The sequence below is a fragment of the Rhodococcus jostii RHA1 genome (assembly GCF_000014565.1).
Taxonomy (GTDB): Bacteria; Actinomycetota; Actinomycetes; order Mycobacteriales; family Mycobacteriaceae; genus Rhodococcus_F; species Rhodococcus_F jostii_A.
This window is the reverse complement of record NC_008268.1, coordinates 2,773,791-2,788,645: the sequence shown is the minus strand read 5'-3', so window position 1 is coordinate 2,788,645 and position 14,855 is coordinate 2,773,791. Positions and strand designations below refer to the sequence as shown.

Below are 14,855 nucleotides of genomic sequence, written 5' to 3'. Positions count from 1 at the left end.
TGTTCACAATTCATGAACGCAACCTCATTGCACAATTCACAGAGAGGAATCACCGTGACCGACTACGAAGACATCACCTACGAGGTCGACGGCCCGGCTGCGGTCGTGACGATCAACCGCCCCGCGCGCTACAACGCCTTTCGTGGCAAGACCGTCGAGGAGCTGATCAAGGCCTTCCGCTCGGCGTGGGCCGACGACGCGGTGCAGGCGATCATCCTCACCGGTGCGGGGGAGAAGGCGTTCTGCACCGGCGGCGACGTCAAGCAGCGCGCGGAGACCGGCGACTACGGCCCGACCGAGAGCGGAATGTTCGAAATCGGCAACCTGCACAAGCTGATCCGCGACGTCCCCAAGCCCGTCATTGCGGCGGTGAACGGCATCGCCGTCGGCGGGGGACATGTGCTCCACGTGCTCTGCGACCTCACCATCGCGTCCGAGACCGCGAAGTTCGGCCAGGCGGGTCCCCGAGTCGGTTCGTTCGACGCAGGCTTCGGGTCCGCGTTCCTGGCGCGCGTCGTCGGCGAGAAGCGCGCCCGGGAGATCTGGTACCTCTGCCGCCAGTACGACGCCGTCACCGCCGAACGGTGGGGCCTGGTCAATTGGGTGGTCCCCGCCGACCGACTGCTCGACGAGGCCAAGGCCGTCGCCGCGGAGATCGCCGAGAAGAGCCCCACCACCCTGCGTTTCCTGAAGCAGTCGTTCAACGCCGACACCGACCACCAGGCCGGACTGAGCAACCTCGCGATGTCTGCGCTGGACCTGTTCACGCACTCGCCCGAGGGTCTCGAGGGGGCGGCGGCGTTCGCGGAGAAGCGCAAGCCCGATTTCAACAAATACGTGAACGCCTGAGTCCGACAGCACGGGAAGTGGGAAATACCATGAGCAACACCATCGCAGTGGTCACCGGCGCGGGATCCGGCATCGGCCGCGCCATCGCGCTCGCGCTCGCCGAGCAGGGCGACACGGTAGTCGTCGCCGACCTCGACCTGCAGGCCGCGGAGAAGACGGCAGCCGAACGGCCCGACCGGCTCCTTCCGATGACCGTCGACGTCGCCGACCGGGCGCAGGTCGATGCCCTGCGGGACCGGGTGACGGCCGAGGTCGGCGTCGCGAACGTCCTCGTCAACGCGGCGGGATGGGACCGCACCGACCAGTTCCTCAATGCCACCACCGAATTCGCGGAGAAGGTCGTCGCCATCAATTACCTCGGGCCCGTGCACATGTGCAGTGCATTCCTCCCCGGCATGGTGGAGGCGGGGAACGGCGGGCGCGTCGTCAACCTCGCGAGCGATGCCGGCCGTGTCGGCAGTGCGGGGGAGAGCATCTACGCCGGTGCGAAGGGCGGTGTGATCGCGCTGTCGAAGTCGCTCGCCCGGGAGATGGCCCGGTACCGGATCAACGTGAACTGCGTGTGCCCCGGTCCGACCGACACCCCGCTGTTCCAGGCGCAGGCCGAGAAACTCAAAGAGGCTCTGGTGAAGGCTATTCCGTTCCGTCGGCTCGCGCGCCCCGAGGAGGTGGCGGCGCCGGTCCTGTTCTTCGCGTCCGAATCCGCATCGTTCATCACGGGCCAGGTGATCAGCGTCAGCGGTGGCCTCACCATGGCCGGCTGACCGGCACCGGGACGGAGGACTCATCATGACGTACACGTACGATGCGCACGCCTATCGTCAGTACTTCGAGCACGATTTCACCTATCTGAACGGTTTCCGGCGCAACACCCACCGGTATGCCGATCGACTCGCGATGCAGTCCCCGTCGACCGGCGAGAGCTGGACGTACGCCGAACTCGGTGATCGCGTCGACCGGCTCGCCACCGGGCTTGCCCACGCCGGCGTCGCACCGGGCGACGTCGTGGCCTACCAGTTGTTCAACGGTCCCGAATTCGCCCAGCTCTACCTGGCGGGGCAGGCCTGCGGTGCGGTCGGAGCCCCGATGAACTTCCGGCTCGCATCCGGGGAGACGGCGTGCATCCTCGACGCGAACCGCCCTACGGTGTTCGTCTACGACACCGAGATCGGCGAGATGGTGCGGGATGCTTTGTCGCGCGCCACACACAAGCCTGCGCTCGTCGTCGCCGTCGGACCCGGAGAACCACTGCCGGGAAACGGTTTCGAGGTGATTCGCTTCGAAGAACTGGTGGCGGAGTCGGCCTCACCGCCGAACGTGAGTCGCACGGTGTGGGACGAAACCACCCGGTTGTTCACGTCCGGAACCACAGGGATGCCCAAGGGTGTTCCGCTGAACAGCATGATCGAGATCTTCAGTGCCCACGACGTGATCATGCACTTCCCGATGACCGCGGAAGACAAGACCCTGAACATGACTCCGTGGTTCCACCGCGGCGGACTGTACTGCGCCGGGCCGAATCCCACGTTCTATCTCGGCGCCTCGCTGGTGGCGCAGCGCAGCTTCGACGCCGAGGTCACCCTCGACTACGTCGAGGAGTACGGGCTGACGTTCCTGATCGGTGCCCCGACCAACCTGGCGATGCTCGCTCGCGCACAGGAGAAGAAGCCCCGCGACCTGTCGAGCCTCAACGGCATCGTGACGATGGGCGCGCCCCTCGAACGGGAAGCGGCACTGCACTATCAGAAGGTGCTGAATCCCCGCATCTTCAACGGGTACGGCAGCACCGAAGGATTCTGGAACACCTTCCTCCGGCCCACCGATCTGCCGGAAATGGCCGGGACCGCCGGGCGGGCCTGCATCGACGACGACGTCGCCGTGGTCCGGCTGTTCGACGACCGCCTCGCCGACGCTCACGAGACGGTAGCCAAGGACGGCACCGAGATCGGTGAGGTCATCGTCCGCTCACCGAAGGGCGCCAACGCCTACTTCGATGCCCCGGAACAGGAGAGACGGAAGTTCCGGAACGGCTGGCTCCACATCGGCGATCTGGCCACGTGGGACGACAAGGAGTTCGTGACGATCGTCGGCCGCAAGGACGACATGCTCCTGTCCGGCGGCGAGAACGTGCACCCCGTGCAGATCGAGGAAGCACTGGGCGAACATCCGGCGGTCACGGATTCGCTGGTGGTCGGGGTTCCCGACGACAAGTGGGGGCAGGTCGTCGTCGCATACGTCGTCACCGCCGCACCGGCCCCCTCCGCGGACGATCTGGACGACTTCTGCCGCAGGCACCCGATGCTGTCGCAGTTCAAGCGCCCCCGCGCCTACCGCTTCGTGGAGTCACTCCCCGTGTCGGCGACGGGAAAGAAGTTGCACTACAAGGCCACCGACACCGCGCGCCGGGAATTCGAGAGCGGGGCATTCGTGGTCCCGAGTGCCCGCGGATCCCACACCCTCAGCTCGTAAAGGACACCGTCATGACCATCGAATTCGAGTCCGAGCACCACCAGTTCCGGGACAGTGTCCGCAGCTTCGTGCGCGAGCGGATCGTCCCGCGGCACGAGCAGTGGGAAAGTGAAAGCTGCCTCGACCCGGCACTGTTCACCGACGCGGGTAAGCAGGGGCTGCTGGGTTTCCCGGTTCCCGAAGCCTACGGCGGCCCCGGCGTCGAGGACTTCCGCTACAACGCGATCGTCGTCGACGAGGTCAACAGGGTGGGCGCCGCCGCCGCGGGCATCGCGTTCTCTCTGCAGAACGACGTCGTGCTGCCGTACCTGACGGACATGACGACCGAGGAGCAGAAGGCTCGCTGGCTTCCCGGAACCGTCACCGGTGAGACAATTCTCGGTATCGCGATGACCGAGCCGGGCACCGGCAGCGACCTCACCGGAATCCGCACCACGGCAGTGCGCGACGGCGACCATTACGTGGTGAACGGCAGCAAGACGTTCATCTCCAACGGTCAGAACGGCACGCTCTTCGTGGTCGCCGTGCGCACGTCGGCGGACAAACACAAGGGGCTCTCGCTGCTCGTCGTCGAATCCGACACACCGGGGTTCTCCCGGGGCCGCAACCTCGAGAAGATCGGGCTGCACGCCCAGGACACGAGCGAGCTGACGTTCACCGACATGCGCGTGCCGGTCGCCAACCTCCTCGGCGAGGAGGGGCAAGGTTTCTATCAGCTCGTCCACAATCTGCCGCAGGAGCGACTGTCCTTGTCCGTCGGCGCGGTCTCGGCCGCCGAGGGCGTGCTTGAGCAGACCCTGGAATACGTGAAGGAACGCAGCGCCTTCGGAAAGCCGATCGCCGGTTTCCAGAACACCCAGTTCGTTCTCGCGGAACTGGCCACGGAACTCGATCTGGCCCGCACCTATCTCGACGACTGCATCCGGCAGCACGTACGCGGAGAGCTGACGCCGGCCCGTGCGGCGCGGCTCAAGTGGTGGACCACCGAACTGCAGGTTCGCGTCGCCGACCGCTGCCTGCAGCTGCACGGCGGCTACGGGTACATGCGCGAGTACGCGGTGGCGCGCGCGTTCGTGGACTCCCGGATCCAGACGATCTACGGCGGTACCACCGAGATCATGAAGACCATCGTGGCGAAGGATCTCGGTATCTGACCCGGGCCGGACTGCGGCTCCGGACCCGTGCGGGATACTGTGAATACTCGTTCATCGCAGGTTCTGCCGGCAAGGAGAGGTCATCTGTCATGGCGAAGGACACGCCCGCCCTTCCACTCGACGAAGCCGTCCGCGCCGTCCGCGTCAGCTCGAGGCGACGCCAGGTGCTCGACGCCGCGGTCACGGTGATGCAGCGGACCGGCTTCCACCAGATGTCCATGCAGGCGCTGGCCGACGAGGCCCAGGTGAGTGTCGGGCTGATCTACAAGTACTTCGGCGGCAAGGAGGACATCCTCCTCGCCACGATCGTCGAGATCCTCGACGCCTTCCGCGATCAGCTCGAACCCGCGATGGACGCAGCGGGAACCGACCCCGTCGAGCGGCTCGTGGCCGGGTTCCGGCGCTATGTGGAGATCGTCGACGAGAATCTGGATGCCGTCGTGCTGACGTACCGCGAGAGTCGGACACTCGACCAGGACGGGCGTGAGCGGATCAAGGAACTCGAGGTGGCGACGTCCAAGCCGCTCCACGACGCCCTCGACGCCGCGATCGCCGCGGGTATCGCGAGCGATCTCGACGTCGACCTGACGACGTTCGACATGATGATGCTCGCGCACGGGTGGGCGCTCAAGCACTGGCACTTCGCGGCCCGCTACACGGTGGACCAATACATCACGGCGCAAACACGATTCATTCTCCGCACCGTGCTGTCGGACCGGAGCGCCGACACGTACCGACACCTGACGGAGTGACCGCGCATACGCTGGCCGGATGACCCGATGGCAGTTCGACGGGGAGATCACGGGCCTGGGCACCGGCTCGGGCGTGCGCATCGTCGTCGGACACTGGTCGCGATCGCCGTTCGGTGAGTTCACGGACGTCATGGTCGAACTCGCCGACGGTCACCGCGTGCTCCTCGCCCCGTCCGACGCGGTGCGTGACTTCGTCACCGCGACCTACGTCTTCGACGAGACCGTGATCACGCCTGTGCGGCGCTCGCGGTCCGGCGGCACTCGGACCGTCGACGCCGGGGACCTGCGCGTGAGCGTCCAGGTCGGCGCCCGCACCACGCTCGGGCGCCTGCTGCACCTGATTCCGCGCGCCGTCGCGAGTGCACCGTGGTTCTGTGTGGTCAGCGACCCGATCGCCCGCGTCGCTCTCCGCGGTGTGCGCACCCGTGGCACCGCAGGCAACGGGCGTCGCGAGTACTACGGCGCCGTCGATCAGCGGCGGCTGGTGGGAATGTCCGGATCCTGGCGCGGCCGGGACCTCGGCCCGTTGCGGCCCGTGGATCCGCCCGTCCGCTTCGGGTTCGGCTCGACGCCGCGGACCCCGGCTGCCACGTCGATCGTCACCACGATCGTCGACTAGTCGAAGAGGGTGGGGGCCTCACCCGGCTGTTCCCGGTCGGCCGGTTCGACCTCGCCTGCCGGGCTCGTCGCCTTGTGCACCACGGACAGGGTGGTCGTCCGAACCGAGAGCCGATGTCCGTCGGGATGCTGCAGCGACGCCATGCCCTTGCTGACCTCGACCACCAGCCAGGGACCGGCGTGACCGGACGCCTGCACCAGATCGCCCACCTGTATCTGTACGGCTACCACCGCTTCCTCCCAAGGTCTACTGCATCGGCCTAGGCCCAGCGTAGCGACATCGGCGGGTGTCAGCCGAGTGACGGGAACTCGATCGGATGAGACCGGACCGGCAGCTCGATATGATGCTCATCGAGGTCTGTCCGAGAACTCCACGACTGATCCGAGCATGCACGATGACGCGACAGTGGTCACGGCGGTCAATCGGAGCGCTGGCCCGGCGCGGCGCAGCGTCCCCACGAGCGGTTTTCGATGCGGACGCGCACCAGATGCCTGCACGTCTGATATCTCTCCTGGTGCGCCCGACCACCCCGCCGTTGTGGCTGGGGATCGTGGTCGCCGCCACCGTGATCACCGTGGAAACCGTTGTGGTGCATCAACTCGACAAGGTCGCGCCGCATAATGCATTCGGTGCGGTGTTCCTGCTCGGAGTCCTGGTGGTCTCGGCCCGGTGGGGATTCGCGCTGTCGGTGATGACGACGCTGGTGAGCGCACTCGTCTATGTCTACTTCCACCTCCAGGTGGAGGGCACCCTCGTTCCGGCCAAAGCGAGCGACTGGGTGGCCGTCGTGGTCTTCCTGCCCGTCGCACTCGTAGCCAACCTCATGGCGGGACAGGCCAGATTGCGCACAGCGGAAGCGGTATTGCGGCGCCGAGAGGCAGAGGCGAGCCGGGACGAACTCGCGATCCTCGCTGAACACCAGGCCGCGCTACGCCGAGTGGCAACATTGGCAGCGCGTGGTGTGAGCCCGACAGAGGTGTTCACAGCGGTGGCCGAAGAACTCGCGCTGTGGCTGCATGTGGTCGACGCCGTGTTGCTTCGCTACGAGGGAGACGGAACCGGGACATTGGTCGCCGTTCGATACGAGCCGGGGGAAAGTCGGATGCCCGTCACCGGAGACACGATCTCGACGGAGGGCGACGACGTCGGGGCGATCGTATTGCGCACCGGCCACGGCGCCAGGATCGACAACCACGCACACGTCGGTGGGGCAGTCGCGACGCGCATTCGTGCCGAGGGCTTCGGATCGATCGTGGGAGTCCCGATCGTCGTGGACGGACGGGTGTGGGGCGCGGCGATCGTCGGATCGCGGCGCACCGTGCCGCTGCCCGCGGACACCCAGACCCGACTCGGTGATTTCGCCGATCTCGTCGCGACCGCGGTCGCCAATGCGGCAACCCGTGCCGAACTGATCGCGTCGCGGGCCAGGATCGTCGCGGCCGCCGACGACGCGCGGCGCCGCCTGGAACGCGATCTGCACGACGGGGCCCAGCAGCGGCTGGTGTCGCTGGGACTGGAGGTGCGTATGGCGGAGGCGTCGGTGCCGGCCGAGTGGGTGGACGTGAGGGAGCAGTTGTCGGCCATCGCGTCGGGGCTCACGGGCGTGTCGGAGGATCTGCGAGAGCTCTCGCACGGAATCCATCCGGCGATCCTGTCGAAGGGCGGGCTGGGATCGGCGGTGCGGACGCTGGCCCGTCGTTCGGCGGTCCCCGTTGCTCTCGATGTCGCGCTCGAGGGCCGGTTCACCGAATCGGTCGAGGTGGCCGCCTACTATGTGGTCGCCGAGGCGCTCACCAATGCCGCCAAGCACGCCCGCGCCTCCGAGGTGGCCGTGTCCCTGCGGGCGGAGGACGGCACTCTGCACCTGGTGATCGGGGACGACGGCGTCGGCGGCGCCTCGTCCGGTGCGGGCTCCGGGCTCATCGGACTGCACGACCGTGTCGAGGCACTCGGCGGCCACATGCGGATCACGAGTCCACCAGGTCACGGGACCACGCTGGACATCACCATCCCGGTGGTCGGCGAGTGACCGAGGAGATCTTCCTGTTAGCGGGAATGCGTACCGGTGAGTACCGGGTCGACCATGGAACTCATGGTGTTGCAACTCGGTCGTCTACGGTGCCTGATCGTCGACGACAGCCCACGTTTCTCGGATACTGCCCGGCGACTGCTCGAGCAGCAGGACATCACGGTCGTCGGCACGGCGTCGAACACCGCCGACGCGGTCCGGGCGGCTGCGGAGTTACACCCCGACGTCATTCTGGTCGACGTCGAACTCGGCGCGGAGAGCGGATTCGACCTCGCCCAGCGGCTCGACGACCGGGCGCACCCGTCAGCGGTGATCCTGATTTCCACCCACGCCGAGCAGGACCTGGCGGAGTTGATCTCCGGGAGCCCCGCGGTGGGCTTCGTGTCGAAGTCCGATCTGTCGTCTGACGCGATCCGGGACGTGCTCCGCGCCGGTGACGGAACCGAAGGGGAGCGGGTGGCCCCGGTCAGCGGGCCTCGAGGAAGGTGACGACCGCGAGTACTCGTCGGTGATCGTCGCCGGTCTCCGGGAGGTTCAGTTTGGTGAGGATGCTGCGTACGTGTTTCTCGACGGTGCCTTCGGTGACCCACAGCCGGCGAGCGATGCCGGCATTGGAACGTCCTTCCGCCATGAGGGCCAGTACCTCCCGCTCCCGCGCACTGAGTGCGGCGAGCGGGTCGTTGCGCCTGCGGGCGGAAACCAACTCCTGCACCAGCGCAGGGTCGACGACGGAGGCCCCCGCGGCGATGCGCTGGAGAGTATCGATGAAATCGTCCACGTCGGTGATGCGGCTCTTGAGCAGGTAGCCGATTCCCCGGCCGCTGGCCAGTAGCTCCATCGCGTGTTCGACGTCGGCGTGCGCCGACAGGACCAGGATGCCGACTTCGGGGAACTCGTCGCGGATCGCCCGGGCTGCGTCGAGGCCTTCGGTGGTGTGGGTCGGGGGCATTCGGATATCGACCATCACCAGGTCGGGCGCTCGCTCCCGGACCAGGTCGAGGAGTGTGGTTGCGTCGCCTGCCTGTTCCAGGACGTCGAAGCCGGAGCGGGTGAGCAGGCTCGCCACACCCTCGCGGAGCAGGACGTCGTCTTCGGCCAGGATCACGCGCAGCCGTGTCGTCACCGGACCGCTCTCCGGACTTCCGCCTGGAATTCGGCCATCGTCGACCCCGAGTGTCCCCGTTTGTGAGAAAAACGCCCGATCACCGTCGGAGTGACCGACTTCGAGAATACTTCATCGGCTCCCGGCCCGACACGCCATGACGCCGGCTTGCACACACCGAACAGTCATGGAATTGCAGCTACCTGGAATACCGAGATTGCAGCTGGTTGCACCCGCAAGCTCCTGCTGGCAGTGGCGACGACGGGCACCGTTTCCGCGACGATTTACATCAATGGTCGTTCGATCATCAACCCATCACCTGCTCCCCGCAAGTCGGTGCAGCACAGAAAGAAAATGAAGGTGAGAACAATGAACAAGTTCGCAATCCGCGCGTCGGTAGCCGTCGCTGCAATCGCACCGCTGATCGCCCTCGGTGCCGGAACCGCTACCGCCGCAACAGTACCCAATGGAGTGGCTACACCTGCTGCTCGCGTCGTGCCGGATGCAGGTCCCGTGACGGACGTTCCGAATTCGGGCTTCCCGTGGGGCTGGCCGGGAGCGACAGGTCCTTTCGGACCCGGACGGGGGGATGTGGGGCCTTTCCACGGAGGGTTCGGCGAATTCGGGGGCTTCGGTCACTTCGGTCACGGTGGGTTCTAGCGGAGGTGTATCCCGGAGCACCGCACAGGGTCTACGGCGACAATCACGAGGAACTCGACCAGGGTATTCGCGACATCGCCGTTGAACAGACTCTGCGCCAACGACTTCGGGGCGTACTGGTTGGTGTGGACCGCCGGTCACCAGCCGAAGGGATCACGGTCCGCGCCGGGCACCCACGTATTGCCGGTGTCGGTCCACTGACGCTGTTTGATCATCTTGCGGGCTGCCCGGTGATTGCGTCCGATGAGCCGGTCGAGGTAGAGGTGCCCCGCGAGATGATCGGTTTCGTGCTGCAGGCAGCGGGCCAGATAGCCGGTGCCCTCGACGGAGATCGGTTTGTTGTCGACGTCCACGCCGACCACTCGCGCCCAGTCGGCTCGGCCCGTCGGGTAACGCTCGCCCGGAACGGAAAGGCATCCCTCGAGGTCGTCCGGGTCGGGCATGGTCTCGGGCCGAGGCGAAGTCTCGAGTACCGGATTGATGACGTGCCCTCGATGCCGTCGGGCGTCGTCGATCAGGTCGTACACGAAGATCGCTCTCGGGTCTCCGACTTGGTTGGCGGCCAGTCCGGCCCCGTGAGCGGCGGTGTTGGTCTCGTGCAGGTCGTCGACGAAGGCGGCGAGTTCGCTGTCGAACGCGGTGACCGTCACCGCTGGTGTGGTCAGTCTGGTGTCTCCGGCAATGAGGATCGGTCGAATAGCCATGCGAAAGAGGGTACTCAAATATGAGTACTCCAGTAGAACTGATGGCATGAATCCCACGCGGCTGTTCGTCCTCGGCGCTCTCGCCAAGCGGGGACCCATGCACGGTCACCAACTGCGTCGAGACGCGCGTCTGGATCGAGCCGAACTGTGGTCACAGGTGAAGCCCGGGTCGCTCTACGGTGCGTTGCATCGGCTCGCGGACGAGGGTCTGATCCGGCCGTTGCGGACAGAGCAGGACGGTGCGCTGCCCGCGAGAACCGTGTACGAGATCACGGCGGAAGGCGCCAGGGAACTACGAGCGCTTCGCGACGAGGCGTTCACCGAGTTCGAACTCAAACCGGACCCCGTCGACCTCGCACTGGCTGTGAGCGAAGATCTCGACCGAGGGGTGCTTCGCGGCTACGTCGAGGACCGCATCGCGGTCCTCGCGGCACGCGAGCTGCAGTTCGATCACCAGCTCGATCGCCGATGGCCCGACCAGAGTGCGGCGGACGATCTCATCGTCGCCCACGCCAAGATGCGCATCCAGACCGAGATCGCCTGGCACAAGAAAGTGCTCGCCGACATCGACAAGCTGGAGGCACGCTGATCCGCGGAGAGGAGCAAGCGGTCAACGGCGCCCGCCGGAACGGAGTCGTCGGGCGTGCCGCCTACGGTCGGCTTCGGTCATCCCGCCCCAGATTCCGTACGGTTCGTCGGCTGCCAGGGCATGGTCGCGGCACTGGGTGAGCACAGGGCAGTCCTGGCAGATCTGCTGGGCGTTCGCTTCGCGACGGGCGCGGGCATGACCGCGCTCGCCGTCGGGGGAGAAGAACACCGACGATGCGACTCCGCGGCATGAGGCCAGCTCGCGCCAGTCCTCGGCATCGGGTGCGGCCTCGGGGGCCGGTGTTCGTGACGTTTCTGCCAACAGCAACTGCGTTCCTTCCGTTCCCGGCTCGTGGAACAGGGCCACGTGTCGGGAAACAGATATCGATGTTCTTCGTGTGAGCGTCGGTATCGGTTACGGGCGTTTCCAGTAACAAACCGGACGGCCTGTTTCAAAGGTATACCGGACGACCACTCGCCTGCGCCACCGGGTCGGATGTCCAGCAGTGCGGGGTGCGGGAGCCGGTGGAAGCCGGTTTCCGCGATGCAGGTCATGGACGGGCCGCGACGACGAGCGACGCCATCGCCCTCAGTCCTTCGTGGGTGGGGTGCAGGGGCATGGTGAACGATCGGGGTACGAGGCCTTCGAACCACCGTCGGTCGGATCCGGCGCACGCATCGTGTCCCACCGCGGCGGCGGCCACGTCGACGAAGTACGCGCCATTGCGCCGCGCCGCGTCGGCGAGAACGTCGTTCATTTTCACGAAGAACTGCACGACGAAGGCGGCGTCGGCGTCGCTCGTGGGGATGTAGGGCCAGCAACCGCGGTCGCCGAAGATGCCCCCGTGCCCCACCACGAGCACCGTTGCGGCGGGGGACTTCCCGGTGATCGCAGCCAGGGTGGCGGACACCTTCGGGCCGAGCACAGTGAGGGCGTCGTTCATGCGCCGGGCAGTGGTGGCGTCGGAGCGACAGTTCGCGTCGAGTCCCGGGACGAATGTGTAGCAGGGTTCCACCAAGGACGACCACGCGATGTCGTTTCCCCCGATGCTGACGGTGACGAGCGTCGTGTCCGGCTGGAGTGCCCCGATCTGCGGTGGCTGCGCTCCGGTGATGGTGAATTGTGGTGTATTCGTGATGTTTTCGGTCTTCGCCCCGGCGCACGCCCGGCTGACGTAGGATGCCGCGCCCAGAGTGTCGGCGACGATCTGCGGGTACGCGTCCGATGTGCGGAAGCACCCGTCTCGAATCGACAGCGGGTCGTGAGGCGACCCCGTGGCCCGCGAATCACCCAACGCGACGTACCGGATGGCGGAGTCCGGCGCGGCGTCGGCAATGGCGACATGCGACCACGGGAGTGCGAGCGCCACCACGCACCCGGCGAGGGCCGCCGACAGCGCCGACCTCACGGGAACGCTTCGAGGACGACCGGATGGTGGGGGACCGGCGGGTTTTTCGTCATTACTCATCATATTGCGGTGCACCGGATATCGACCTGACTTCGACGGACTCGGCTCCATGCGAGTCTGCGAAAGTCGCGGACTTCGCGTCACGCTGAGTCCAATCGGTGACATCCGTCGCCGCGTTGTTGAAGGCTGAACTAAGACTTCCGACCGATCAAGGAGCCACACCATGTCTCGTGAACTACACCTCGCCGGCTTCCTCATCGCCTCGCACGTCACCCACTCCCACGCCGCCTGGCGGCACCCGGCGTCGGAGACCGACTACCTCGGACCCGATTACTACCGGCGCGTGGCGCAGACACTCGAACGCGGAAAGTTCGACTTCCTGTTCTTCGCCGATCTCCTCGCCACGCCCGTTCGATACGGCAACGACATCCGTGTCCCGCTGAGCAGTGGAACGCAGGCGTCGGCGACCATCGATCCCTCGCTGGTGGCGGCTGGCCTGGCCAACGTGACCGAGAAGATCGGTCTGGCGATCACCAAGTCCACCACCTACTTCCACCCGTACGAGGTGGCGCGGATCTTCGCCACCCTCGACCACCTGTCCCGGGGCCGGGCGGGCTGGAACGTCGTCACCTCGCTCAATCAGGCGGAGGCCCAGAACTTCGGCATCGAGAACCACCTCGGTCACGACGAGCGGTACGACCGCGCCCAGGAATTCCTCGAGGTCGCATTCAAGCTCTGGGGGAGCTGGGATCGTGACGCCCTGGTGCGGGACAAGGCGTCGGGTGTGTTCGCCGATCCCGACAAGGTGCGCACCGTCGACCACGAGGGCGAGTGGTTCAAGACGCGCGGACCGTTGACGGTGCCGCAATCACCGCAGAGCCGTCCCGTGATCATCCAGGCCGGGTCCTCCTCGGTCGGTAAAGACTTCGCTGCCCGCTGGGCGGAGGCGATCTTCGAGATCGACCCGACGAGTGAGGGCCGCAAGGCCTACTACGACGACGTGAAGTCGCGTGCATCGAACTTCGGGCGCAACCCCGAGGACATCAAGATCTTCCCGTCGTTCGTGCCGTTCGTCGGGGAGACCGAGTCGATCGCGCGGGAGAAGCAGGCGTTCCACAACGAACTCGCCGACCCCATCTCCGGCCTGATCACGATGTCGGTGCACACCGATCACGACTTCTCGCAGTACGACCTCGACGCCCCGATCGAGGATGTCGTCGTGCCGGGCACCCAGGGGTTGTTCGACGTCGCGCGCCGGCTCAGCGTCAAGGACAACCTCACGTTGCGCGACATCGGCAAGCTGTATGCCCAGGGTGTGCTGCTGCCGCAGTTCGTCGGGACGGCGTCGCAGATCGCCGATCAGATCGAGGAAGGATTCCTCGGCGGGGAGGCGGACGGGTACATCCTGTCGGCGGCCCAGGCGCCGGGAACGTTCGACGACTTCGTCGACCTCGTCGTTCCCGAGTTGCAGCGGCGTGGACTCTTCCGCACCGACTACACCGGAAGCACCTTGCGCGACCACCTCGGTCTGGGCGGCGCGAGTCTCACTCCCGCACCGCGCGGAGTGGCCGTCGGCGCCTGACGTCGGCAGGTCGAGCGAGATCTCCAGGAGGGATTCGGGCTACCGACGTAACTCAGATACTGCTAGTCTCCGAAATATGAACATCTTCGGCGGTCGGAACTATCCCCGGATCGACCTGGACGGCGCTGCCGTCGTCGTGACCGGGGGAGGGCGGGGCATCGGTCGCGCCACCGCCGAACTGTTCGCGGCCAGGGGCGCAACCGTGTGCATCGGTGACCTCGATCGCGCGGTCGCCGACGAGACCGCGGCGGAGATCGGTGCCCGCGCGTACACAGTCGATGTCACGTCCGCGGAGTCGTGGCGGCGGTTCGTCGATGCGGTGCTGGCGGACTGCGACCGCATCGACGTGCTGGTCAACAACGCCGGCGTCATGCCGCTCGGTGGCTTCCTCGAGGAATCCGACGCAACCAGCCGGATGACCATGAACGTCAACGTGTGGGGTCCGCTGCACGGGATGCGAATGGTGTTGCCCGGCATGGTCGAGCGCGGGCGTGGTCACATCGTCAACGTCGCATCCATGGCCGGCAAGCTGCCCGTGCCCGGGATGGCCGTCTACAACGCCAGCAAGTTCGGGGCGGTGGGACTCTCCGCCGCCGTCCGGGCCGAGTTCGCTCCCGCCGGAGTCAGTGTGAGCACCATCCTTCCCAGCGCGGTGCGCACCGGACTGTCTTCCGGTGTGCCGCTGGGCGGCGGGATGCCGACCGTCGACCCGGAGGATGTGGCGGAGGCCATCGTCCGAACGCTCGACCATCGTCGCGCCGAAACCGCTGTGCCCCGTTACCTCGCCGGGTGGGATCTGATCGACGCCGTGGTCCCGGAGCGTCTCCTCGATCTCGGCCGCCGTCTGATCGACGACCGGCGGGCGCTCACTGCCGTCGACCCCGTCGGGCGGGCCGACTACGACCGCCGGCTCGCCCGCCAGTCGCAGACGCCGTAGC

The 14,855-nt window shown here is 66.6% G+C and carries 17 protein-coding genes; 12 read left to right on the top strand and 5 right to left on the bottom strand.

What is annotated here, in order from left to right:
• The first annotated feature begins 54 nt into the window (after positions 1-54).
• The 6 genes from RHA1_RS12865 to RHA1_RS12840 all read left to right on the top strand — a co-directional run bounded on the left by RHA1_RS12865 (position 55) and on the right by RHA1_RS12840 (position 5,843).
• Complete coding sequence (locus tag RHA1_RS12865; RefSeq protein ID WP_007301580.1) at positions 55-849, top strand: enoyl-CoA hydratase-related protein; 795 nt, start codon at positions 55-57, stop codon at positions 847-849.
• Positions 850-878: 29 nt separating this feature from the next.
• The gene (locus tag RHA1_RS12860) at positions 879-1,613 is read left to right on the top strand and encodes an SDR family NAD(P)-dependent oxidoreductase (protein ID WP_011595334.1); all 735 of its coding nucleotides are present in this window, start codon (positions 879-881) and stop codon (positions 1,611-1,613) included.
• A gap of 25 nt (positions 1,614-1,638) precedes the next feature.
• Complete coding sequence (locus RHA1_RS12855) at positions 1,639-3,318, top strand: class I adenylate-forming enzyme family protein (protein WP_050787289.1); 1,680 nt, start codon at positions 1,639-1,641, stop codon at positions 3,316-3,318.
• 11 nt (positions 3,319-3,329) lie between these two features.
• Positions 3,330-4,472, top strand: coding sequence for an acyl-CoA dehydrogenase family protein (locus tag RHA1_RS12850; protein ID WP_009475318.1), 1,143 nt, complete (start codon positions 3,330-3,332; stop codon positions 4,470-4,472).
• An 89-nt stretch (positions 4,473-4,561) separates the two neighbouring features.
• Positions 4,562-5,224, top strand: coding sequence for a TetR/AcrR family transcriptional regulator (locus RHA1_RS12845; protein ID WP_009475317.1), 663 nt, complete (start codon positions 4,562-4,564; stop codon positions 5,222-5,224).
• A gap of 19 nt (positions 5,225-5,243) precedes the next feature.
• Positions 5,244-5,843, top strand: coding sequence for a condensation domain-containing protein (locus RHA1_RS12840; protein WP_011595332.1), 600 nt, complete (start codon positions 5,244-5,246; stop codon positions 5,841-5,843).
• On the opposite strand, the gene RHA1_RS12835 is transcribed toward RHA1_RS12840, so the two are convergent.
• On the bottom strand, positions 5,840-6,073 hold the full coding sequence (locus RHA1_RS12835; protein WP_009475315.1) for a hypothetical protein: 234 nt from the start codon (positions 6,071-6,073) through the stop codon (positions 5,840-5,842). The two genes, RHA1_RS12840 and RHA1_RS12835, sit on opposite strands and share 4 nt — an antisense overlap.
• A 257-nt stretch (positions 6,074-6,330) precedes the next feature.
• Here RHA1_RS12835 and RHA1_RS12830 point away from each other — a divergent pair, with 257 nt between their 5' ends.
• Positions 6,331-7,872 (top strand): sensor histidine kinase, encoded by a 1,542-nt coding sequence (locus tag RHA1_RS12830; protein WP_050787288.1) that lies wholly within the window; start codon positions 6,331-6,333, stop codon positions 7,870-7,872.
• 54 nt (positions 7,873-7,926) lie between these two features.
• Complete coding sequence (locus RHA1_RS12825; RefSeq protein WP_011595330.1) at positions 7,927-8,361, top strand: LytR/AlgR family response regulator transcription factor; 435 nt, start codon at positions 7,927-7,929, stop codon at positions 8,359-8,361.
• On the opposite strand, the gene RHA1_RS12820 is transcribed toward RHA1_RS12825, so the two are convergent.
• A complete protein-coding gene (locus RHA1_RS12820; protein ID WP_011595329.1) occupies positions 8,339-8,995 on the bottom strand; it encodes a response regulator in 657 nt (218 codons plus the stop codon). The genes RHA1_RS12825 and RHA1_RS12820 overlap by 23 nt on opposite strands.
• Before the next feature lie 90 nt (positions 8,996-9,085).
• Here RHA1_RS12820 and RHA1_RS51710 point away from each other — a divergent pair, with 90 nt between their 5' ends.
• A complete protein-coding gene (locus RHA1_RS51710; RefSeq protein ID WP_237726872.1) occupies positions 9,086-9,634 on the top strand; it encodes a hypothetical protein in 549 nt (182 codons plus the stop codon).
• Positions 9,635-9,771: 137 nt separating this feature from the next.
• On the opposite strand, the gene RHA1_RS12815 is transcribed toward RHA1_RS51710, so the two are convergent.
• Positions 9,772-10,338: a peptide deformylase gene (locus tag RHA1_RS12815; RefSeq protein WP_011595327.1), complete on the bottom strand. Its 567-nt coding sequence runs from the start codon at positions 10,336-10,338 to the stop codon at positions 9,772-9,774.
• A gap of 46 nt (positions 10,339-10,384) precedes the next feature.
• Here RHA1_RS12815 and RHA1_RS12810 point away from each other — a divergent pair, with 46 nt between their 5' ends.
• Entirely contained in the window at positions 10,385-10,927 is a 543-nt protein-coding gene (locus tag RHA1_RS12810; RefSeq protein ID WP_016882491.1) for a PadR family transcriptional regulator, read from the top strand.
• A 21-nt stretch (positions 10,928-10,948) separates the two neighbouring features.
• Here the strand turns inward: RHA1_RS12810 and RHA1_RS12805 are convergent, their stop codons facing one another.
• Both RHA1_RS12805 and RHA1_RS12800 read right to left on the bottom strand, forming a co-directional pair.
• Positions 10,949-11,254, bottom strand: a complete 306-nt coding sequence (locus tag RHA1_RS12805) for a WhiB family transcriptional regulator (RefSeq protein WP_011595325.1) — start codon at positions 11,252-11,254, stop codon at positions 10,949-10,951.
• A 223-nt stretch (positions 11,255-11,477) separates the two neighbouring features.
• Entirely contained in the window at positions 11,478-12,335 is an 858-nt protein-coding gene (locus tag RHA1_RS12800; protein WP_029539143.1) for an SGNH/GDSL hydrolase family protein, read from the bottom strand.
• Between the two features lie 223 nt (positions 12,336-12,558).
• Between RHA1_RS12800 and RHA1_RS12795 the strand changes: the two genes are divergently transcribed.
• Positions 12,559-13,917 carry an LLM class flavin-dependent oxidoreductase gene (locus RHA1_RS12795; protein ID WP_011595323.1) on the top strand — a complete coding sequence of 453 codons (1,359 nt, stop codon included), beginning with the start codon at positions 12,559-12,561 and terminating at the stop codon, positions 13,915-13,917.
• 76 nt (positions 13,918-13,993) lie between these two features.
• On the top strand, positions 13,994-14,854 hold the full coding sequence (locus tag RHA1_RS12790) for an SDR family oxidoreductase (RefSeq protein ID WP_011595322.1): 861 nt from the start codon (positions 13,994-13,996) through the stop codon (positions 14,852-14,854).
• Position 14,855: the final 1 nt, after the last annotated feature.